This is a genomic window from Bacillus sp. 3a (assembly GCF_017161885.1).
GTDB classification, from domain to species: Bacteria; Bacillota; Bacilli; order Bacillales; family Bacillaceae; genus Bacillus; species Bacillus safensis.
This window is the reverse complement of sequence record NZ_CP067376.1, coordinates 2321371-2343525: the sequence shown is the minus strand read 5'-3', so window position 1 is coordinate 2343525 and position 22155 is coordinate 2321371. Positions and strand designations below refer to the sequence as shown.

19 protein-coding genes are annotated in these 22155 nt (G+C 43.5%); 4 read left to right on the top strand and 15 right to left on the bottom strand.

The window, feature by feature from the left end:
• Nucleotides 1-36: 36 nt before the first annotated feature.
• The gene (locus tag JJ692_RS11910) at nt 37-813 is read right to left on the bottom strand and encodes a MurR/RpiR family transcriptional regulator (RefSeq protein ID WP_024425669.1); all 777 of its coding nucleotides are present in this window, start codon (nt 811-813) and stop codon (nt 37-39) included.
• A 159-nt stretch (nt 814-972) separates the two neighbouring features.
• Here JJ692_RS11910 and JJ692_RS11905 point away from each other — a divergent pair, with 159 nt between their 5' ends.
• On the top strand, nt 973-2379 hold the full coding sequence (locus JJ692_RS11905; protein WP_206533805.1) for a phospholipase D-like domain-containing protein: 1407 nt from the start codon (nt 973-975) through the stop codon (nt 2377-2379).
• 8 nt (nt 2380-2387) lie between these two features.
• Here the strand turns inward: JJ692_RS11905 and JJ692_RS11900 are convergent, their stop codons facing one another.
• The 3 genes from JJ692_RS11900 to JJ692_RS11890 are packed head-to-tail and all read right to left on the bottom strand — an operon-like array spanning nt 2388 to nt 4014.
• Nucleotides 2388-2873 (bottom strand): DMT family transporter, encoded by a 486-nt coding sequence (locus JJ692_RS11900; RefSeq protein ID WP_025093180.1) that lies wholly within the window; start codon nt 2871-2873, stop codon nt 2388-2390.
• Between the two features lie 21 nt (nt 2874-2894).
• Nucleotides 2895-3575 (bottom strand): Crp/Fnr family transcriptional regulator, encoded by a 681-nt coding sequence (locus JJ692_RS11895; protein WP_206533804.1) that lies wholly within the window; start codon nt 3573-3575, stop codon nt 2895-2897.
• Nucleotides 3576-3588: 13 nt separating this feature from the next.
• Nucleotides 3589-4014: a DMT family transporter gene (locus tag JJ692_RS11890; protein WP_024425673.1), complete on the bottom strand. Its 426-nt coding sequence runs from the start codon at nt 4012-4014 to the stop codon at nt 3589-3591.
• A gap of 211 nt (nt 4015-4225) precedes the next feature.
• Between JJ692_RS11890 and JJ692_RS11885 the strand changes: the two genes are divergently transcribed.
• Nucleotides 4226-5653 carry an aldehyde dehydrogenase family protein gene (locus tag JJ692_RS11885; protein WP_206533803.1) on the top strand — a complete coding sequence of 476 codons (1428 nt, stop codon included), beginning with the start codon at nt 4226-4228 and terminating at the stop codon, nt 5651-5653.
• 71 nt (nt 5654-5724) lie between these two features.
• Here the strand turns inward: JJ692_RS11885 and JJ692_RS11880 are convergent, their stop codons facing one another.
• Nucleotides 5725-6204, bottom strand: coding sequence for a DUF3221 domain-containing protein (locus JJ692_RS11880; protein WP_206533802.1), 480 nt, complete (start codon nt 6202-6204; stop codon nt 5725-5727).
• Between the two features lie 177 nt (nt 6205-6381).
• On the opposite strand from JJ692_RS11880, the gene JJ692_RS11875 reads away from it, so the two are divergent.
• Both JJ692_RS11875 and cysI read left to right on the top strand, forming a co-directional pair.
• Nucleotides 6382-8202 carry an assimilatory sulfite reductase (NADPH) flavoprotein subunit gene (locus JJ692_RS11875; RefSeq protein ID WP_206533801.1) on the top strand — a complete coding sequence of 607 codons (1821 nt, stop codon included), beginning with the start codon at nt 6382-6384 and terminating at the stop codon, nt 8200-8202.
• A 33-nt stretch (nt 8203-8235) separates the two neighbouring features.
• A complete protein-coding gene (gene cysI / locus JJ692_RS11870) occupies nt 8236-9954 on the top strand; it encodes an assimilatory sulfite reductase (NADPH) hemoprotein subunit (protein ID WP_073205848.1) in 1719 nt (572 codons plus the stop codon).
• Nucleotides 9955-9983: 29 nt separating this feature from the next.
• On the opposite strand, the gene JJ692_RS11865 is transcribed toward cysI, so the two are convergent.
• From JJ692_RS11865 to JJ692_RS11820, 10 genes are all read right to left on the bottom strand, one after another.
• Nucleotides 9984-11918, bottom strand: a complete 1935-nt coding sequence (locus tag JJ692_RS11865; protein WP_206533800.1) for an AMP-binding protein — start codon at nt 11916-11918, stop codon at nt 9984-9986.
• A gap of 14 nt (nt 11919-11932) precedes the next feature.
• Nucleotides 11933-13456: an acyl-CoA carboxylase subunit beta gene (locus JJ692_RS11860; protein ID WP_206533799.1), complete on the bottom strand. Its 1524-nt coding sequence runs from the start codon at nt 13454-13456 to the stop codon at nt 11933-11935.
• Between the two features lie 18 nt (nt 13457-13474).
• On the bottom strand, nt 13475-14257 hold the full coding sequence (locus JJ692_RS11855; protein WP_206533798.1) for an enoyl-CoA hydratase: 783 nt from the start codon (nt 14255-14257) through the stop codon (nt 13475-13477).
• A gap of 24 nt (nt 14258-14281) precedes the next feature.
• Nucleotides 14282-15178 (bottom strand): hydroxymethylglutaryl-CoA lyase, encoded by an 897-nt coding sequence (locus JJ692_RS11850; protein WP_172881161.1) that lies wholly within the window; start codon nt 15176-15178, stop codon nt 14282-14284.
• Between the two features lie 11 nt (nt 15179-15189).
• A complete protein-coding gene (locus JJ692_RS11845) occupies nt 15190-15405 on the bottom strand; it encodes an acetyl-CoA carboxylase biotin carboxyl carrier protein subunit (RefSeq protein WP_206533797.1) in 216 nt (71 codons plus the stop codon).
• Nucleotides 15402-16751: an acetyl-CoA carboxylase biotin carboxylase subunit gene (locus tag JJ692_RS11840; RefSeq protein ID WP_206533796.1), complete on the bottom strand. Its 1350-nt coding sequence runs from the start codon at nt 16749-16751 to the stop codon at nt 15402-15404. Before JJ692_RS11840 ends, JJ692_RS11845 begins: the two co-directional genes overlap by 4 nt.
• Nucleotides 16752-16759: 8 nt before the next feature.
• Nucleotides 16760-18397, bottom strand: coding sequence for an AMP-binding protein (locus tag JJ692_RS11835; protein ID WP_206533795.1), 1638 nt, complete (start codon nt 18395-18397; stop codon nt 16760-16762).
• Nucleotides 18398-18439: 42 nt separating this feature from the next.
• Entirely contained in the window at nt 18440-19582 is a 1143-nt protein-coding gene (locus tag JJ692_RS11830) for an acyl-CoA dehydrogenase family protein (RefSeq protein ID WP_206533794.1), read from the bottom strand.
• A gap of 143 nt (nt 19583-19725) precedes the next feature.
• Nucleotides 19726-21267 (bottom strand): glycoside hydrolase family 10-like protein, encoded by a 1542-nt coding sequence (locus tag JJ692_RS11825; protein ID WP_206533793.1) that lies wholly within the window; start codon nt 21265-21267, stop codon nt 19726-19728.
• 24 nt (nt 21268-21291) lie between these two features.
• Nucleotides 21292-22098 (bottom strand): tyrosine-protein phosphatase, encoded by an 807-nt coding sequence (locus tag JJ692_RS11820; RefSeq protein WP_206533792.1) that lies wholly within the window; start codon nt 22096-22098, stop codon nt 21292-21294.
• Between the last annotated feature and the right edge of the window lie 57 nt (nt 22099-22155).

Sequence of the window (22155 nt, the reverse complement as noted above, 5' to 3'; positions counted from 1 at the left end):
CCTTCCAGATCAAACTCTCGAAGGCTTTCTTATTGGTTATTTCATTCGGATCACATAGGCGTCAAGTAAAATGCGGGCAATGACATGAAGAGACAGACGGGATCTGACTTCATAATCTGGGAAGAAAGATTGTTCCCCTTTATATCCGACTAGTGTCATATCTGATATTTTGCTTAATGTAGAATCTATTCTTGTCGTAACCGTAATGGTTGTGACTTGCTTCATACTGAGGTTTTGACACGCTTCAACAAGCTCAGCTGTTTCGCCATTTAATGAAACAAAGATGGCAAGCTCACTTTTTTCAATGTCTCGCGATTTCAGCCGAATGATATTCGGATCGTCGTGTACTTCACATGTTTTCCCGATGAGCTGTAATTTGATGGTCATCTCTTTGGCGATCATCTCTGAGAAGCCTCTGCCGAAAATATAAATTTTGTCTGCATTATGTATTTTTTGAACGGCATCTTCAATTTGTCCAATACTTTGCAGCTGTATCGTTTTTAAAACCTCTTCTTCATTTTTCCGAATCGCTAGTTTGATGTCTTCATCAATATTTTTGAGCTGGTCGCTTGCATCTGTCATTTTCTTTTCTTGTTTCAATCGATATTTAAAGGATGTATAGCCGTTATAGCCAATTTTTTTCATCAGTCTGACAATCGTGGCCGTTGATACATTGGCTCTTTCGCTTAAAGTGACAATGGATAAGGTGGAGATATCCTCTAAATGCTGGTGAATATAATTGAGTAAATATCGTTCTGTTTCACTTAACGTTTGATATACATCACTTGGGATGTTAAATAATGATTCATTCAAATCGATTCCCCCTTATTCATTTCATACTATAATTAAATGCCCAATAAAAACAAGATGATTCTTTTGTCATGTATTTAGATGAAAGGAGAAAATGAGTGAAATTTTATTTTTGACATAAACTAAGGAAAAGTTGTGTCTATGTGAAAGGAGCTGATCCGTATGCTTCATCTTTTGTTTTATCTGATCCTTCTCTATGTCGTTTATGTCTTTTTGACCGCATTTGTTTTGTTTTATTTGCCGATCCAAAAAACATGCAAAGAACATTGTATCTATAAAGCCTCTTCGATCTCAGGAGATGATCAGGGCACAAATCAAGTGATGCTTCTTGACGATGGATTTGAGTCTGGTCAGGCCAGAATCCAAATGATTCGTGAGGCAAAGAGGATGATCCGCCTAAGTTATTATTCCATTCAAAAGGGAAAAACAGCCGAATGGGTACTAGGTGCTTTAATTGAAGCTGCTGATCGAGGGGTGAAAGTTCAGCTGCTTTTAGACGGCATCTGCCACAGTTTGCGTGGACCGCTAAAAGATTTACGGTATGCCGTGGCAAATCACCCGAACATGGCCATTCGTTTTTATGAGCCCTTTCGGTTATTTAAGCCATGGACGTGGCATAACCGCCTTCATGATAAGCTGCTGATGGCAGATGGCCGAGTGGCTGTGATGGGCGGAAGAAATATCGGTGATAAATACTTTGCAGATCAGCCCCCGAAAGATTTTGCATTTGACCGCGATGTGCTGCTTTATAACGACAAAAAAGGAAAAGTATTAGATGAAATGGAGCAATACTTCGTTTATTTATGGAATCATCACTTTACGAAAAGAACAAAAGCTGTGTTCTCCAAACAAAAAGCAAAGAAAGGCTTAAAACTAAGAAAGAAACTGCTTAGATCCTATCAGGAGGCAGTGCATGCGAAAGAACCTTTTGTGATGTCGTCCTTTAATTGGGCAGCAGATGGCACCTCAGTAAAGCAGATTGCATTTTTTACAAATCCTGTGGAGCGCTTCAATAAGCGTCCTCTTGTGCTAAAAAAACTAAACGATCTAGCTCACCGGGCAAAGCGTTCTGTGCTCATACAGACGCCTTATGTCATCCCGACACGACCCATGAAAGACGGCCTCACTCCCTTAGCCAGCGGGATTCAAACGACAGTTGTCACGAATTCTCTTACAGCGACGCCAAATCCGTTAGCTTTTGCAGGTTACTTAAGCACGAAAAAGGAACTGATGAAAACAGGCGTTCATTTGTACGAATATGAAGGCCCGTATTCCATTCATGCGAAATCAATGGTCATTGATGATTATTTAAGTATTATTGGCACATATAATTTAGATGCGAGGTCTAGTTTTTTAAATACAGAGTCAATTTTGGTCATTGATAGTGCCCCTTTTGCGCTATCACTTACTCAGGCAATAGAACGTAAAATTGCCTATAGTATACTTGTCGCGAAGGACAAGGAAGCCTATAAAACGGGGTCCTATGGTCAGAAAAAAAAGCCTTTGATGAAAAGGCTCCTTTTAAATGGTTTATCCGCGATAACTGTTCTATGGCGGCGGTTGATCTAAAGGGCAGCTTACTCTTGTGGCAGCCCTTTTTCTTCTGATTGATCCTCTTCTGCTGACTCCAATTTGGTCAATTTAAACACCAGGATCCCCGCAACAATCACAATGACACCTAATAGTTTTGCGGGAGAAAATTCCACTTTTTCTAACCCAAGCCAGCCAAGCGAATCGAACAAAAGCGCGGAGCCGAGCTGTGAAATCAGGACAATCGAGATTCCATAAGTCGGACCGAGACGTTTGATGCTTTGAACGAGGCAGATGACCACACCTACTCCAATGGCTCCGCTAATCCAGTACCACGCTTCCATATGTCTTAATTGAAACATGCCGGTTCCTTCTAGCAAAAGACCCATCAAAAGTGAAGCAATAAAGCCCATACCTAGAACGAGAGTGGTCGTTGACCAAGAGCCTGTCTGCTCATTGACCTTACTGTTAAAAATGGTTTGTAAGCTGACGAGTGCGCCAGCCGTGATGGCTAATCCTATTCCTATGATCATGTCTGAATCCCTTCATTTCTTCTATTCATAAATGTTTCGCTCCGCTATTTCTAAGAGTCCTTCCCGGTCAAGAATCGTAATCTTCCCTCTTCGCCTCTCTATCAGCCCTTTTTCACAAAATTGCTGAATCACCCGGTTAATATGACGGTAGCTTGTACCAATTAAGCTCGCCGCATCAGTAAGACGAAGTGCGCTCGCGCTGTTATCCCCTGTTAACACAGACAATAAGTAGCTTGCGAGTCTGACCTCTACAGGGTATAAAAGGTGGAAGCTCAAATCGTTTGATTTCGTATAAAATTTGTTTGTGATGCCCTTTAGTAAAAAGGTTAACACGCGGGGGGCATCTTTCGCATGGCGCATGAGCGCTTGATGAGAAATCCTTAGCATATGTACTTCTGTGACAGCCTCCACTGTATTGACCATATCAGTCTGCTGAACGTATTCAATATCTCCAATCGCTTCAAGAGGATGTTTAAAACAAAGAATGAAGGTCTTTCCTTCTTTTGTGGTGGTGAAAATCTTTAATTTTCCTTTTACTAACAAGTACAAGTGCTCCCTCTGATCGCCCTTTGAACAAATCAGCTCACCTTGCTCATAGCGCCATAAGCTGACGTGTGATATGAGTTTCTGATGAAAGACGTTTTCTAATTCATGTGCTTTGAGATAAGAGGAAAATAGAGATTGATCATGAAGCTCCTCCATCTAACGCCCTCCTTTATAGCTTTAAAATGATTACGCCTGCGATCATCAATAGAATTCCTGCATAATGCTGCCATTTCATTTTCTTCTTCTGTACACCAAACCATCCTTTTGCATCGATTGCAAAGGTGAAAGCAAGCTGTGCAATGAGTAAAGCAGCGATGGTCAGTGTGACACCGATCATTTGAATCGCAGTCACTTCATTGAAAATAATAATGGCTGCAAATGCACCGCCTACTAAATAAAGCGGCTGCACCTTTTGATATTCCCTGAAGTGTCCGTCACGTACGATCAGTAAAATGATCAGTGCGATCATAAAACCGGTCAGCTGCGTGATGGTTGCCGCCTGCCATGTCCCGATATCCTGGCTGATTCTTGCGTTTGCTACGCCTTGCAGTGTAATACAAGCGCCTCCTAATAAAGCGAAAATAACACCTTTCATTCGTTCAAATGCTCCTTCTTTTTCAGTCTAGTTCCATTAAAAGATAGATGCCCTCATGTTGAAAAGGACATATGTCCCACTTTGCGTATTATATCAGAAACTTTTTCTTTTACAGTTGCATCGTTTTAGATTTTTCACAGTGGGTACAGTTTTATATCACCTGAAAACAGAATATTGAATTGAATCACATATAAAAAGGAGACATGTCAGAATGAGAAATCAAGAGAAACATTTTATTAACGGAGAATGGATCGCATCAACAGGAAACGAAACGACGGAGGTCATCAATCCTGCTACAGAGGAAGTCATTGGCACCATTAGTTTAGGTACAAAAGAAGATTTAGATAAGGCAGTCAAAGCCGCTCGTGCCGCCTTCCCTTCTTTCTCAAAAACATCTCGAAATGAACGCGTAAAGATGCTGGAAAACATTGTGCGCGGCTACGAAAAGCGTAAGGATGAACTAATTGAAGTCATGACACAAGAGCTCGGTGCACCGCTGAAAGTATCAGAAGAAGTTCATTACAAAATGGGACATGAACATTTTTCTAAAGCAGCGGAAGCACTTAAATCGTATACATTTACTGAGGACCGCGGCGGACACACCATTATAAAAGAAGCGATTGGTGTCAGCGGATTGATTACACCTTGGAATTTCCCAACGAATCAAACATCACTTAAAATCGCGGGTGCCATTGCAGCAGGATCGCCAGTTGTCTTAAAGCCTGCGGAAATTACACCTTTTGCCGCAATGATTCTTGCAGACATCATTGATGAAGCTGGCGTACCGAAAGGCGTCTTCAACCTAGTAAACGGAACTGGTGATGTCATTGGTGACGGCATTAGCTCCCACCCTGATATTGACTTTGTTTCATTTACGGGATCAGGTGCTGTCGGCGCTAAAATAATGGAAAATGCTGCAGACAATATTAAGAAAGTGGCTCTTGAGCTCGGCGGGAAATCCCCTCTTATCGTCTTAGATGATGCAGATGTGGATGAGGCAGCCGAAACAGCCGTTCATCATATTGCGATGAATACAGGTCAAGTATGTTCCGCAGCTACACGTGTGCTGATTCCTGAATCAATGAAAGACGCATTTGAAAAAGCGCTGCTGAATGCCCTGCCGAAGTTTACAGTTGGTGATCCGCGAGAAGATCACGCCACTGGCCCGCTTGTCTCCAAAAAGCAATGGGATACCGTGCAGTCTTATATTGAAAAAGGAATTGAAGAAGGTGCTCACCTGCTTGCTGGGGGAACTGGTAAGCCGGACGGACTAGACAAAGGATATTTCGCCAAGCATACTATTTTCACAAATGTGAAAAATGATATGACCATTGCGCAAGAGGAAATATTCGGACCCGTCATGAGTGTGATCACATATCAAGACTTGGATCATGCCCTTGAGATTGCCAATGATACAGTGTACGGTCTTGCTGGCTATGTGGTTGGAAAAGATGAAAAAACATTAAAATATGTAGCTGAACATATTCGTGCCGGTCAAATTACCATTAACAATGCCGAAACAGATTACTTTGCCCCGTTTGGCGGCTTTAAGCAATCTGGTATCGGAAGAGAATGGGGAGACTTCGGTATCGAGGAATATTTAGAAGTGAAAGCCGTGATGGGACTTCCAACAGCATAATTTGAAAAAAGGAGAAAAACTCTAAGGTTTTTCTCCTTTTTCATGATAGAAAGAATCTGCCCCCTGCTCCCCTACTTATCCATCATGATTTTATATTTTTCGACCTTTGCTTTAGGAGGAAACGATTCTTGTAACTCATCAAACCAAACCTCAATCGTTTGACCCTGTGACAGCTCTTTAGAATCTACTTTTGTTAAATCCATAACGATGAGATCATTTTTATACTTTTCAATAAGAAGATGTGTATTCAATGAATCATCGTTTTTTAGAGGCGTTTTATTGTTTATAAGAAGTAAATTCGTCTCCCCTTTTCTTAGCAGGATGCCTTTTTTTGAAAAAGGTGCTGTCGTTTTATTTTTATTGTATGAATCTTTTATATTGCCCTGTGGAGAATGACACGCTACTAATAAAATGAGAAAAATCAAGATGACAAGCCGAAAACATTTTATATTTTTAAACTTTAGCAGTATCAATTTCATACACCTCTTTTCTATTCCTTTCGATCGCTTATTATTCAAAACGGTCCATTTTTCTAAAGATGCTTTATACAATTTAACGATTCACCTTCAAGTTCTGTCACCTTGCAAAGGTATTATAACTCTTAATCATGACGATCAATATTATATATTTTACTTAATGGCAAACTTTCGGTAAAGTTCAAATTGAACCTATATATATAATTCCTATCGAATTAATCTATGTTTATATTCCTTGTGAGGTGGATATCGTTGCAACTTCATGTATTGAACAGTCCGTTTAGTCAGGAGCAGGCAGAACTGCTTAATCAGCTGCTTCCGACTTTAACAGATCAGCAAAAAATTTGGCTTACCGGTTATTTATCAGCACAGGCAGCTTTAGCCGGATCAGAAAATACTGCCCTAGCCCCTTCTCCTTCTGCCGCAGCACCAGCGCAGCCTGTCAGCAAAGATGTGACCGTCCTTTATGGCTCACAAACAGGCAATTCTGAAGGGTTAGCAAAAAAGACAGCTCAGCATCTTGAAGAGAAAGGTTTTCAAGTGACGCTCTCTTCTATGTCAGATTTTAAACCAAATAGTCTGAAAAAAATAAACAATTTACTGATTATCGTCAGCACACATGGCGAGGGAGATCCGCCTGATAATGCCCTTTCTTTCCATGAATATGTTCACGGCAGACGTGCACCAAAGCTTGATCATTTAAGCTTTTCTGTCCTATCACTTGGTGACAGCTCTTACGAATTCTTCTGTCAAACAGGTAAAGAATTTGATGAGCGCTTAAAAGAGCTTGGCGGAACGCGTCTTTTCGATCGAGTGGACTGTGATCTTGATTATGATGAGCCGTTTTCTGAATGGCTTCAAGGGGTGGCATCATCACTTAGCGAAGGCGGAGCTGCAGCAGCCCCGCAGGAATCAGCGGAAGCGAACACTCAAACGGCAGCATCTGAATACTCAAGAACAAATCCTTTTTATGCTGAAGTACTTGAAAATATCAACTTAAATGGCCGCGGCTCTAATAAAGAAACCCGTCATTTGGAGCTTTCTCTTGAAGGATCAGGACTTGTTTATGAGCCGGGTGACAGCCTTGGTATTTATCCAACAAATGATCCTGCGCTTGTTGATGAACTGATCGCAACATGCGGATGGAATGCAGAGGAAGCCGTAACCGTTCATAAAAACGGCGACACGCTTCCTTTAAAAGAAGCACTTACCTCTCATTTTGAGATTACCGTATTGACAAAACCTCTTCTTCAAAAGATGGTGTCCTTTACAAAAAGCGAAGCCTTGCAGGCCCTTTTAGAAGAAGGAAACGAAGAAAAATTAAAAGCATATATAGCAGGAAGAGATTTAGTAGATGCTGCTCGTGATTTCGGTCCTTTTGAAGGAACAGCGGCAGACTTCACTGCCATTTTAAGAAAAATTCCGGCACGCCTTTATTCCATTGCAAGCAGCCTGAAAGCAAATGAAGAAGAAGTTCATTTGACGATCGGTGCTGTGAGATATGATGCTCACGGAAGAGAACGTCAAGGTGTCTGCTCAATCTTATGTGCGGAGCGCTTAGAGCCAGGTGATAAGCTGCCTGTTTATATCCAGCACAATCAAAACTTTAAGCTTCCTGAAAACCCTGAAGCACCGATCATTATGGTAGGACCAGGCACAGGCATCGCCCCTTTCCGTTCCTTTATGCAAGAGCGCGAGGAAGTCGGTGCAGACGGAAAGTCATGGTTGTTCTTCGGTGATCAGCACTTTGTGACGGATTTCTTATATCAAACCGAATGGCAAAAGTGGTTAAAAGATGGTGTGTTAACGAAAATGGATGTGGCTTTTTCAAGAGATTCAGAGGAAAAAGTATATGTCCAGCACCAAATGAAGAAACAAAGTAAAGAATTATTCGAATGGCTGGAGCAAGGTGCCTATGTATATGTCTGCGGAGATGAAAAACATATGGCGCATGATGTTCATAATACCCTTCTATCAATCATCCAAGAAGAAGGTGCGATGAGCAAAGAGAAAGCAGAAAGCTATCTAGCCAACTTGCAGCAGCAAAAACGCTATCAGCGTGACGTATATTGATTGAATGCTTGAAAGAAAGGAGCTTTTACTTACATGGTGAAGACAGCATTAACAGCGCCGGAAGGACCTCCGAGCGACGTAGAGGAAATCAAAGAAAAAAGTGATTATTTACGGGGTACATTAAAAGAAGTGATGCTTGATCCGATTTCAGCGGGTATTCCTGATGATGATAACCGTCTGATGAAGCATCACGGCAGTTATTTACAGGATGATCGTGACCTGAGAAATGAACGGCAAAAACAAAAGCTTGAGCCTGCCTATCAATTTATGCTACGCGTCCGCCTGCCTGGCGGAATCGCTACATCCAAACAGTGGCTTGTAATGGATGAGCTTGCTCATAAATATGGAAACGGTACGTTAAAGCTGACAACTCGTGAAACCTTTCAGCTTCACGGTATTCTAAAATGGAACATGAAAAAGACCATTCAAGACATTCATTCCACTATGCTTGATACGATCGCTGCTTGCGGCGATGTGAACCGTAATGTCATGTGTACGTCAAATCCTTATCAATCAGAAGTGCACCATGATGTATACGAGCTCGCCAAAAAATTAAGTGATGACCTGCTTCCACAAACAAGAGCGTACCATGAAATTTGGCTTGATGAGGAAAAGGTAGCAGCAACGCCTGATACAGAGGTTGAGCCGATGTATGGTCCACTTTATTTGCCAAGAAAATTCAAGATTGGTGTGGCGGTCCCTCCTGCTAACGATATTGATGTTTTTTCGCAGGATTTAGGCTTCATTGCGATTATTGAAAATGATCAATTAGTCGGTTTTAATGTCGCGATTGGCGGTGGAATGGGCATGACTCATGGTGATACAGCGACCTATCCTCAGCTTGCAAAAGTAATTGGCTTTTGTACACCGGAACAAGTTGTAGAGATTGCCAAACAAGTGATCACCATCCAGCGGGACTACGGAAACCGTTCGGTGAGAAAAAATGCCCGCTTTAAATATACAGTGGACCGCCTCGGTCTTGAGAATGTAAAAGAAGAGCTTGAGCGCCGCCTTGGATTTACCCTATTAGACGCAAGAGATTATCACTTCGATCATAACGGTGACCGCTATGGCTGGGTAAAAGGCATTAATGGCAGATGGCATTATACAATGTTTGTAGAAGGCGGACGTATCACGGATTACGATGATTATCCGCTGATGACAGGCATTCGTGAAATTGCAAAGATTCATACAGGTGACTTCCGCTTAACAGCGAATCAAAATTTGATCATTGGAAACGTCACATCTCATAAAAAGAAACAAATCGAGCAGCTCATTGAGGAGTTTGGTTTGTCAGATGGACAACAGCACTCTGCACTGCGCCGCAGTTCAATGGCCTGTGTTGCTCTTCCGACATGCGGCTTAGCGATGGCAGAGGCAGAACGCTACCTCCCGCGCTTAATTGACAAAATTGAAGAGATTGTCGAAGAAAATGGCTTAAGTGATAAAGAAATCACGATTCGTATGACTGGATGTCCAAATGGATGCGCCCGTCATGCGCTTGGTGAAATTGGCTTTATCGGGAAATCACCTGGTAAATACAACATGTATCTTGGCGCTGCGTTTGATGGCAGCAGATTAAGTAAACTGTACCGAGAAAATGTAGGAGAAGAAGACATTTTAAACGAGCTTGGCTCTCTTCTCCCTCGCTATGCAAAAGAACGCGCGGAACATGAACATTTCGGTGATTTTGTGATTCGGGCAGGTATTGTAAAAGAAACAACAGATGGCACGAATTTTCATGTGCAATAAAAAAGACAGGACGCTCTCCTGTCTTTTTTTTATGGACTTTGTTTCCTTTTCAAGTATTCGCAAATGCTGTTATACACATCAGGATTATCTAGAGACGAAAGATCTGGTGAAGGCTGCTGTTCATAAGCTCCTTTTAATAAACGCCGGACGATTTTTCCGTTTCTTGTTTTCGGTAATGCTGAAATGAGATGAATTTCCTTTGGTGTGAGCGCTTTTCCCGCATATGAACCAACATGTATTTTGAGCTCTTGAATGAGTGCTGCTTCTTCGAAAGACTGTGAACTGGCCACTATGAAACAAACTAGTGCTTCTCCCTTCACCTCATCCTTTACTCCAATCACAGCAGCCTCATGTACGGCTGGATGCCCGACAAGAATGGATTCAATTTCAGCTGGACCAATGCGTTTACCTGCTGTATTAATGACATCATCCGATCTGCCCGTGATATGGAATGCGCCATCCTCTGATTGCATCACCCAATCACCGTGCGTCCACACCCCATCAAATCGCCTAAAATAGGTGTCTTCATATCGCTCCGGATCTTTCCAAAACCCACATGTCATGCCGACCCACGGCTTTTTCACAACAAGCTCCCCTACCTCATTCAGAACGCTCTCTCCTGCCTCATTATACACATCTGCCGCCATTCCTAAGATTGCCGCATTAAAAAGGATCGGTTTGATTGGACGAAGCAGCGTACTTCCTACAATACCGCCAGAAACCTCTGTTCCCCCTGAGTAATTTAAGATTGGAATGTGCTTTTGACCAATGGTGTCAAAAAGCCATTGCCATGGTGCTTCATTCCACGGTTCACCTGTAGATATGATGGCTTTCACATGCGGCAGCTCAATGTCTGAAAGGTTTTGCTGCATCGCAGAACGAACAAAAGTAGGTGAAAGTCCAAAATGGGTGACTTTTTGCTCGTGGATGAATGACCAAAGGTGCTGTTCATCTGGATAATCGGGGGCGCCGTCATATAAAACAATTGCAGCTCCATTGATCAAGCCGCCAAAGACGAGAAAGGGCCCCATCATCCATCCCATGTCTGTGAGCCAAAACAAACGGTCTCCTTTTGCAACGTCCATACAAAGACCGGCATCAAAAGCCGCTTTTACAGGAAAGCCTGCGTGTGTATGGACAGCCCCTTTTGGTGTACCGGTTGTTCCAGACGTGTATAAGATCATAAGAGGCTCTTCATTTGAAAGATAAGTCGTTTTACTCAGTGGTTCCTCTTTTAACAAATCGTTTAGCTGAATATCCTCTTTATATCCAGTATGAGAGGAAGCATGTACAATGACTGTTTGGACAGTCTTGGTTTTGTCGATCGCTTCTGCCGCACATTCACGCATGTTGATCGTCTTTCCCCGGCGCGCCACGCTAGAGCCTGTGACGACAATGGTTGCACCTGATGCACGAATACGTACGGCAAGAGGCTCGCTTCCATAGCCGGAAAAGACTGGGCTAAAGATGACACCAATCTTTGCAAAGGCAAGCATGACGGCAGCTGTTTCCGGAAGCATCGGCATATAAATGACTGCCACATCCCCTTTTTGAATCCCCTTCTTCAAAAAACCAGCAGCGAGACGATTAACCTTTTCTTGAAGTTCGAGGAACGTCCATCTCCTCTCTTCTCCCGCTTCATTTCTCCACATCACAGCTGGTTGATGCTGGGTTTCTTCATTCTCTGCCCATTTGTCAACAGCCGTGTCGACCACGTTGAGCCGGCCGCCTTTATACCAATTGGGCCACATGAATGAATCTTGGCCTAATGCGGCTTCATACGGCTCCTTCCACACGATGCCGACCCCCTTTTCGGCTTCTCTCCAAAACCAATCGGTCCGCTCGATACTAGCTTGATAGAACGCATCATAAGTAGAAAAACCAAGTGAATGCATCCATTTGTAAAGGCGTGTTTGTTTCATCATCTGCTCTTCGGGTATCCACGCTGGTTGTAGGTTCATCATGAAGCAGCCCCCCTTTAGACTGGATAAACCGGGTGTTTTCGTCTTGTAAATGTCATCTCTTTAGAGGTATAGGCTTGTAATCTATGACAAAGCTCATCTCGCAAATGGGCAAATGGGATGACCCCATCGACAATCATTTCAGAGGCAAGCTCATATATATTCATATCTTCCTGGTATTCCTTGCGTTTCTCTTGAATAAATGCCGCTCTTTCCTCAGCAGGCAGTTCGGCAATTTTATTCGCATAAACAGCATTTACAGCGGCTTCTGGCCCCATGACAGCAATTTGTGCTGATGGAAGTGCGAGACAGCAATCCGGTTCAAAGGCCGGTCCTGCCATAGCATATAAACCTGCACCATATGCTTTACGAACAATGACGGATATTTTTGGAACGGTTGCCTCTGACATGGCGGAGATCATTTTCGCCCCGTGCCTGATAATGCCTGCTTGTTCTACTTTGGTTCCGATCATAAACCCCGGTATATCGGCAAGGAAAAGGAGTGGAATATGAAAGGCGTCACATAGCTGAATAAACTTAGCCGCTTTGTCGGCTGAGTCATGGAATAAAACGCCGCCTTTTACCCTCGGCTGGTTGGCAATAAGACCGACAGGCTGACCATTCATGCGGCCAAAGCCTGTGATCAATTCTGCGGCAAACAGTTTTTTGATTTCAAAAAATGATCCTTCATCAATGAGTAAATCAATGAGCTGATACATATCAAAAGGGGTATTCTGCCCTTTAGGGATGAGGTCTTGGATGGTGATCTCTGATGGTTTAGGTGCGATTGCGGCTGCCCGTTTTGGTTTTTCTGTATAGTTGGCAGGCATGTAAGTTAAATAAGTGCGGGCGATTTGAATGGCTTCTTCCTCGGTTTTTGCTAAAATATCGCCGCATCCAGAAATGCTGCAATGCATTTTTGCTCCGCCCATTTCTTCAAGTGATACTTTCTCTCCAATCACCATTTCGGCCATTCGCGGTGAGCCTAAGTACATTGAGGCATTCCCTTCGACCATGACGACGATGTCACAAAAAGCAGGAATGTAAGCACCTCCGGCTGCCGAAGGACCAAATAGTAAACAAATTTGCGGAATACGTCCAGACAGCTTCACCTGGTTATAAAAAATGCGGCCTGCACCCCTTCTGCCTGGAAACATGGCGATTTGATCGGTGATTCTAGCACCCGCAGAGTCAACTAAATACAGCATTGGGCAGTTGAGCTTTTCGGCTGTTTCCTGGATTCTAATGATTTTTTCTACCGTTTTGACGCCCCATGATCCTGCTTTGACGGTAGAATCATTTGCCATGACGCAAACAGTTTGCCCATTCATCCGCCCTGTCCCTGTGATAACACCATCTGCTGGTAAATGTTCATTTTGACACTCGGCAAACATGGCATCCTCAATGAAAGAATCCTCATCTAATAACAACTGGAGGCGGTCACGGACAAACAATTTTCCTTTTTCTTTGTTTTTTTGATGGTATCGGTCTGCCCCGCCTTTCAGAATCTGCCGTTTTTTTAGTTCATATTCTTCGATCATACCCATTCCCCTTTCTTGCTACCTGCCTCTGTATTGAGGCGTTCGTTTTTCTTGGAAGGCTTGAAGTCCTTCTGTTCGATCTTCTGTCTCAATGAGCCGTAGATAGGCTTCGTATTCCTTTGTCAAACCTGTATGCAAATCGTGATCAAGGCTTGATTGAATCGCTTGTTTCGCTTCTTTTAAGGCAAGCGGGCCATTTTTGATGATTTGTTTTGCAAGAGAGATGGCATCGTTCATGAGGGAATCTGCTAAAGAGATATGCTCAATCAGCCCGATTTGAATGGCTTCTTCTGCTTGTAATGATGCGCCTGTGAAAATAAGTTCTTTTGCTTTACCGAGTCCAATGAGGCGCGGAAGCCGCTGCGTCCCTCCGGCTCCTGGTATGATAGCTAGTCCTGTTTCTGGCAGGCCGAGTCTTGCTCCGGCTCGTGCAATGCGGAGATCACAAGCGAGCGCGAGCTCAAGTCCTCCGCCTAGTGCGTGTCCGTTCATCACTGCAATGACAGGTACAGGAATAGATTCAATCTCGATAAAGGTTTGCTGAATCGAAAGAACAGCTCCTTTCGCTTCTGCTTCTGTCATCAATCGTCGTTCTTTTAAATCTGCTCCAGCACAAAAGACTTTTGAACCGGCTCCTGTAATGAGAAGACAGCGGATGCTTTCATCGTGTTTGATTTCTTGAATGATTTGATTGATCTCTTCCAGCATTGGAGCAGATAGGGAATTCGCTTGTTCTGGCCTGTTTAAGGTCATGATGCCGATCTGTTCATCTTGTATCGAAAAATGGACCAATGATGTCATGTTATTCATCCTTTATGAAATAGTCTAAGAGTGATAAGCGCGTAAACAGTGACTAGGCAGGGTTCGATCTACTTTTGCTTCAATCCATTCTGCCGCTTTAATTAATGCAGGAAGGTGAATATTTGTCTCAATTCCTAGTTTTTGAAGCATATGCACCACATCTTCTGTCGCCACATTTCCGCTGGAGCCAGGTGCATAGGGACATCCGCCAAGCCCGCCGCTGGAGGAGTCAAATATGGTGATCCCTGCTTTTAATGCCGTATAAATATTCGCAAGAGCCATCCCCTTCGTATCATGAAAATGAAGAGCGATTTTATCAGCAGGAAAACGTTCGAGTAAAATGTCTAAGCGCCTTTCTACTTGAAGCGGATGGGCTTCACCGATGGTGTCACCGAGAGATATTTCATCAATGCCATAAGAAAGCAAAATATCCGTTAACCGGAGGACTTGATCCATTGGCACTTGTTTTTCATATGGGCAGCCAAACACGGTGGAAATATACGCGCGCGTGTTTTTTCCTGCTGCTTTTAAATCAGCTGTCATTTGTTTGATAACAGGAAGTGTTTCGTGGATGGATTGATTCATATTTTTCTTGTTATGTGTTTCACTCGAAGAGATGAACATAGCGCCTGTGTCAAGATTGGCTTCAAAAAAATGAGCTAAGCCTTTTTCATTGGGAATGAGTGCTGCATAGGTGATGTCGTCTTTTTTGTTAAAGGATTGGGTGAGTTCTTTGGCATCTTTTAAGGCTGGAACCCATTTAGGATGAACAAATGATGTGACTTCAATATAAGGGAGCTGGGCTGCTGCGAGCAGATCAATCCACGTTCGCTTCTCGCCTGTGTCCAGCCAGACTGATTCATTTTGCAGTCCGTCCCGCGGGCCGACCTCCCTGATAAGCACACTCTTTGGTAATGCCATCTGGCTCCCTCCTATTCTGTTAGTTCTAAAAGAACCTCTCCTTCATCGACAAACTCTCCCTCTCCCTTATACACTTTACTGATGATCCCGCCCTCTTCAGCAACGATCGGAATCTCCATTTTCATTGATTCTAAAATGGCAACCTCCTGTCCTTTTTGCACTTCATCGCCTTGTTTCACAAGAAGCTTCCACAAGTTTCCGGCCATTTGAATTGTGACAGTGTTCATGAACGGTTTTCCTCCCTTTTTTTCATGAGAAAATCGGTGGTGATGCTGCCTTGTAAGAATGCAGAAGATCCGGCCATTTCCCTTAAAAGCGGTAAGTTGGTTTTGATCCCTTCTATTTCATATGCTTGTAATGCCCCTTTTAATCGTTCTATTGCAAGTTTTCGTATCTCACCGTAAACGATCATTTTCGCAATCATTGGATCGTAAAAAGGGGTAATGATGCTTCCATTTGTCACGCTTGACTCATGACGGATATACGGAGCTTCAGGTGTGGAAAGCCGAGTGATCGTTCCTGGTGATGGATAAAAGGTGACGGGATCTTCCGCATAAATTCTAACCTCGATGGCATGGCCGATTTGATGAATATCCTCCTGATTAAAGGAAAGCGGCTCACATGCAGCGATTTTCAGCTGTTCCTCGACAAGGTCAATGCCTGTAATTTCTTCTGTGACAGGGTGCTCTACTTGTAATCTTGTGTTCATTTCTAGGAAATAAAAGTGTTGATGCTGATCAACTAAACATTCAATCGTTCCTGCATTTTCATACCCAATCGCTTTGGCTGCTTTGACGGCCATCTCCCCCATCTGATGTCTTACTGATTCATCAAGACAGGCGGCTGGTGCTTCTTCAATGATTTTTTGATGTCTTCGCTGGAGTGAGCAGTCGCGCTCAAATAAGTGAACCCCATGACCGAAGGAATCAAAAAGGACCTGAATTTCAATGTGCCGAGCGTTTTCAATAACCTTTTCCATATACAGCGTCCCATCGTTGAAAAAGCTTTGCGCTCTTTTTTGATTCCCTTCAAAAGCCCTGTACAGCTCCTCGTCATTTTGCACGAGCTGCATGCCAATTCCTCCGCCCCCGCTTGATGCCTTGAGCATGATCGGATAACCGAGTGACTGCGCTTGACTGACCCCTTCTTCTGCATCATGCAGCGGAGCTGAAACGCCTGGTACAATGGGGATACCTGCTTGAGCCATCGTTTTTCTTGCTTCAATTTTATTCCCCATTCGCTGAATGACTTGTGCGGATGGGCCAATAAAGGCGATTCCTTCGCTGCGGCAGCGTTCTGCAAAGGCTGCATTTTCTGATAAGAGGCCATATCCTGGGTGGATGGCCTCTGTATTTGTCTGTTTGGCTACACGAATGATGGCTTCCATGTTTAAATAGCTTTCAGATACTTTCGCGCCTCCAATCGGATAGGCGCTGTCTGCTTCTTGCACATGAAGTGCATGCTGATCTGCTTCTGAATAAACGGCGACGGTGTGGATTCCGAGCCTTTTACACGTTCGAATAATTCGCCGGGCAATTTCGCCTCGATTGGCAATCAGTACTTTTTGAAACATCACTGCCTTCACTCCTTTATTAGATCAAGCGCCTGCTTTTTCAGACGAAATTTTTGAATCTTCCCTGATGCGGTCATTGGATACTCGTCAGTGATGAAAAAATATTTAGGAATTTTGTAGCGTGCCATTTGCGACTGACAATAGCTGGTGAGTGTCTCAATTGTCACCGTCCTACCTTGTTTAAGCCGAATGAATGCGGCGGCTTCTTCTCCATACGTCTCGTCAGGTATACCAACGACCTGTGCATCAAGAATATCCGGATGAGTGTAAAGAACATCCTCAATCTCTTTTGGGTAAACATTCTCCCCGCCTCTAATGATCATATCTTTCAGCCGTCCTGTGATTTTCACATAGCCGTCCTCATCCATCTCTGCTAAATCACCCGTATGAAGCCAGCCGTCCTGATCAATCACTTCATTTGTGGCTTCTTCATTTTTATAGTAGCCTTTCATCACATGATAGCCTCTTGTACACAGCTCTCCTTGTTCTCCTCTTGGTACTTCCTCCGGCGTGCCTGGAACGGTGATTTTCACTTCAATGTGAGGAAGCGCCCGGCCGACCGTTTGAACCCGCCTTTCAAATGAATCATCCGTTCTTGTTTGGGTAATGACAGGAGAGCTTTCGGTCTGGCCGTAGGCAATCGTGAGCTCCTTTAGTCCCATTTGTTCAATGACGGCTTTCATCACATGGGATGGGCAAAGAGATCCTGCCATAATGCCCGTTCGTAATGTGGACAGATCGTATTGGTGAAAATTCGGATGTTCGAGCTCTGCAATGAACATTGTCGGGACGCCGTGAAGGACGGTGCACTTCTCTTTTTCTACGGTTTGAAGAACTCGCTCTGGGTGGAAGGTTTCAATTGGAATGATCGTTCCTCCTTTTGTGAGACATGCAAGCACGCCAAGAACGGATCCAAAGCAATGAAAGAAAGGAACAGGAATACACATTCGGTCCTTTTGGGTGAGCTTCATACAATCTGCGATTTGGCTGGCATTGCAGACAATGTTTGTATGGCTGAGCATGACTCCTTTTGGATAGCCGGTTGTGCCTGAAGTATATTGCATATTAATGACATCATCAGGCGCAAGCTCATCCATTCGTTTCTCCCACTCATGATCCTCTGTTCTTTTAGCAGCTGCTTGAATACTGTCCCAGCTGCGCATGCCCTTTGGCGTGTGCTCACCTATATAGACGACACTTTTTAAATAAGGAAAAGATGAGGATGTGATCTCTCCTTGATGAGCGTTTTGAAGCTCCGGTATGAGTTCATCAAGCATTTTGACATAGGATGTCTCTTTAAACCCGTCTACGATAAACAGCATGCTGCTATCAGAGTGCTTGAGTAAATAAGCGAGTTCTTGTGATTGAAAGTTTGTATTCACGGTGACAAGAACGGCTCCAATCGACGCGCAGGCGAATTGCAGCATAAGCCATTCAGGTACATTGGGCGCCATGATGGCGATATGATCCCCTTTTTGAACCCCTAATGCCATAAGACCTTTCCCAGTTTCCTTGACTTCTCGATAAAACGCTTCATATGAATAACGTAAAGAACGTTCTGGATACACAATGGCTTCATGTGCTGGGTGCTGCTCCCTTTTCTCTTTTAATAGGGAGCCGATCGTTTGTGGATGAATCGACATCATGGCTTTCCTCCTCCATTGATGGTAAGCGTTTTCATTATCGAATTACGCTAACAGTTGTCTTGCGATGACTAGACGCTGAATTTCAGAGGTCCCTTCTCCAATTTCCATCAGCTTGGCATCTCTCACAAGCCGTTCTACACCACTTTCTTTCATGTAGCCTGTTCCTCCGTGAATTTGGACAGCATCAAGACTTGCTTTTGTCGCCATTTCAGAAGCGAAAAGCTTGGCATAGGCAGCTTCTTTTGTAAACGGCTTGCCGTGATCTTTCAGCCAAGCGGCTTTCCACACCATTTGTCTAGCGAGTTCTATTTGCATCGCCATATCTGCCAGCTTAAACTGAATCGCTTGGAAGGAAGAAAGGGTCTGCCCAAATTGCTTTCTTTCTTTTGCATGCGAGAGCGAAGCATCTAGTGCAGCTTGTGCGATGCCAACTGATAACGCAGCAATTGAAATGCGTCCCCCGTCTAATGTATATAAAAATTGCTTAAAGCCTTTCGCTGGGTCTCCTAAAATATTCTGGGCTGGTACACGTACACCGTCTAAAATGATTTCTGCTGTATCTGAACCGCGCACGCCCATTTTGTCATATGGATTTGTAATGGTCAGCCCTTTTTGCCCTTTCTCCACAATAAAGGCGGAGATGATTGGGCGGCCGTTTTCATCTTGATCCGAGACAGCAGTGACGATAATGGTTCTGGCAAAATTGGCGTTTGTGATCCAGCACTTCTCCCCGCTAATGACATACTCTTGTCCATCTCTGACTGCTTTTGTTTTCGTCCCTTTTGCATCTGATCCTGCGTTTGGTTCTGTTAATCCGAAGGAACCAAGTGCTGTCCCAGAAGCCAGCGGGACAAGGTGGTCCATCTTTTGCTCCTCTGTACCGAAGTAATAAAGCGGGCTTGCGCCTAAGGAGACGGCTGCGGCATAGCTAAGACCTGTACTGGCACACTGTTTTCCGATTTCTTCTACAGCGAGTGCATATGATATCGTATCTCCTCCTGAGCCGCCGTATTTCTCTGGAAAGGGGATGCCCATAAAGCCGAGCTCCCCCATTTTTTGAAACGTTTTGGCTGGGAATACGGCCTGTTTATCAATAGTTTGAGCGATTGGTGCAATTTCTGCTTTGGCGAAATCTTTGACCATCTGGCGGATCATTTGTTGTTCTTTCGTTAATTCAAAATCCATCTTGCTTCCCCCTTTAGCTCTTTTCTATCATATTTATTAATCAAGCAGCTGCTTCATGCCAAGCTTGATTGAATTCAGAAAATTAAAACAAGAATAATAGAAAAAAAGCATGAACGAAGAAAATCTCACTCATGCTTTTTCTGTTATTTCACTATTTTTGTAGAAGGCTTGCTTTCGTGATGAAGACGATTCAGAGCCGTAATCTTGTAAGTATCCATTTTCTTTTGATTGACTGGGAGGTCTTTAATCGTTGTTATGGCGCCTTTTTCTTTTCTAACCGTTTGCAGCAATTCATATGTTCCTTTATTTGTTAATCGATAGACCGCATAATAGGATACGGTAGAATGCGAATCATTTTTGATTTGTAAAGCCGCACCATCCGCTGTCTTTTTCACAGATTGAATGATTGGTTTTTTAGGTGCTTTCTGATGAAGCCAAGGCATTTCTGGAATGAGGGCTGGTTTGCGGTATGACTCTTCTATCAATCGATCCTTTACATTCAAAGGGTTGCGATTGATATCCTTCAGGCTGAAATGCATGCTTCCCTGCACAAGCTGTGACTGCCTGTTCAGCTCAATCTGCCTAAAATATTCTTCCGGGTCAGACCAAGCAGGGTCACTGTTTTGATTAATTTTATATGCCGCCTGCCCAATGTACAGGTGAACCGGCTCCCCTTTCACCTCATTTGACCACCATTTCGTCAGCACATCATAAGCGGCAGCTTGAAAGCCGATGCTCCAGTAAATTTGCGGAGTAACATAATCAATATCGTGCTGCTGAATCCACTCTCTTGTATCAGCATATAAATCATCGTAGTTGGTCATTCCTGCAGTGGTGTTTGAACCAGTCGGGTCATCTTTTATGTTGCGCCATACCCCGAATGGACTAATACCAAATTTCACATACGGTTTTTCTTTCTTAATGGTGTCATTGATTTGCTTTACCAGCTGATTCACATTATCTCTTCGCCAATCTTCTATATGTGTAAATGCTTTTTTTCCATATGTTTCATACGTTTCTTGATCTGGAAATGGTACACCGGCTATTTTATATGGATAAAAATAATCATCCATATGCACTGCATCAATATCGTAGTTTTTCACAACTTCTTCGATACCGCCGATAATGAAGTCCTGAGTTTCAGGAATACCAGGATTGTAATAAAGCTGATTACCATACGCAATCGTCCAATCAGGATGTTGTCTTGCAGGGTGATCGGCAGACAAACGGCTGAGATCAGTATGATTCATTGTGATTCGGTAAGGGTTAAACCAAGCGTGAAATTCAAGGCCGCGTTTATGAGCTTCTTCGATCATAAACTCAAGCGGATCGTACCCCGGATCTTTCCCTTGTGTTCCAGTCAAATATTCTGACCACGGCCCGTATGCTGAAGGATAAAAGGCATCTGCTGTTGGTTTAATTTGCATAATGACGGCATTCATATTCATCGCTTTGATTTCGTCTAACAAACGAATAAACTCTTGCTTCTGCTCTGCTACGGGCAGCCCCTTCTTTGAGGGCCAATCTAAGTTATAAACCGATGCAATCCATACCGCGCGCATCTCTCTTGTGCTCTCAAGCTTCCCTTTTGGCACTGCACGAGCTGCTAGACTGCTAGAAGGAATCAATAAAAATACAAACATCAACATCAGTGTTAAAACTGTCATACTGATCTTTTTCAGCATGTTTTGCATCACCTCATCTTAAGTTTATTCCGCTTTTTGTGATGGAATGCCAGCAGATGGTGTAAGCAGAATGTTTTTCATTTCATTGAGATGAGCTTCAGGGACTTTGCAGGCTTCAATTAAATACCGCTCTGCACTCCCGTATGTCTCCAGCATTTCGTGCAGCACATCTTCAAGATAATCTTGCTGCACACCGACAAGCGGCTGAATTTGTTCTTTTGACACCCGGTATAAACTCATCAATCGGACAAATCGTTCCTGCCTTCTGACGAGCATTTGCACGCCTTCATTGGAACGCATGTATTCACTTAAAACGACAGCCAGCGGTACACCTGCCACCAACTGAATCAGGGCAGATAAAAAACCTGTACGGTCCTTGCCACTCGTGCAGTGAAGCATCAGCGGGTAATGGCTTTGATCTGAAAGCAGTGTGAACAGCTGCCGAATCTCTTCTTTACGCTCTGTCAGCATGCTTTGATATAACTCTTTCATGATCGGTGTAAATGAGAGAGACTTCCCTTCTGTTACCAGCATACGAAACATGGTCCATTTACTTGGCATCTTACTGTCAGGCTGCATCGGAATATGGACGATTTTGTCGTGTTCCTTGATCTTTGGCGGATGTGATTTACGTTCTGGGGCTGTACGGAGGTCACAAACGGTTTGAATTCCGAGTGCTGAGAATATCTCGATGTCTTGTTTCGACAAACGGGATAAGTCTGCGGATCGATAAATCATTCCCTGTTTGATCACCATCCCATCTGTTGTTTGAAGTCCCCCTACTTCTCTAAAATTCGCAAGCTTTGAAAATGGGTTGTTTGATTGATTCATAGAAGTGAAAGTTCCTTTCTGGTTTCGTTCTTTTTTCTATCATACGCTTTTATATCA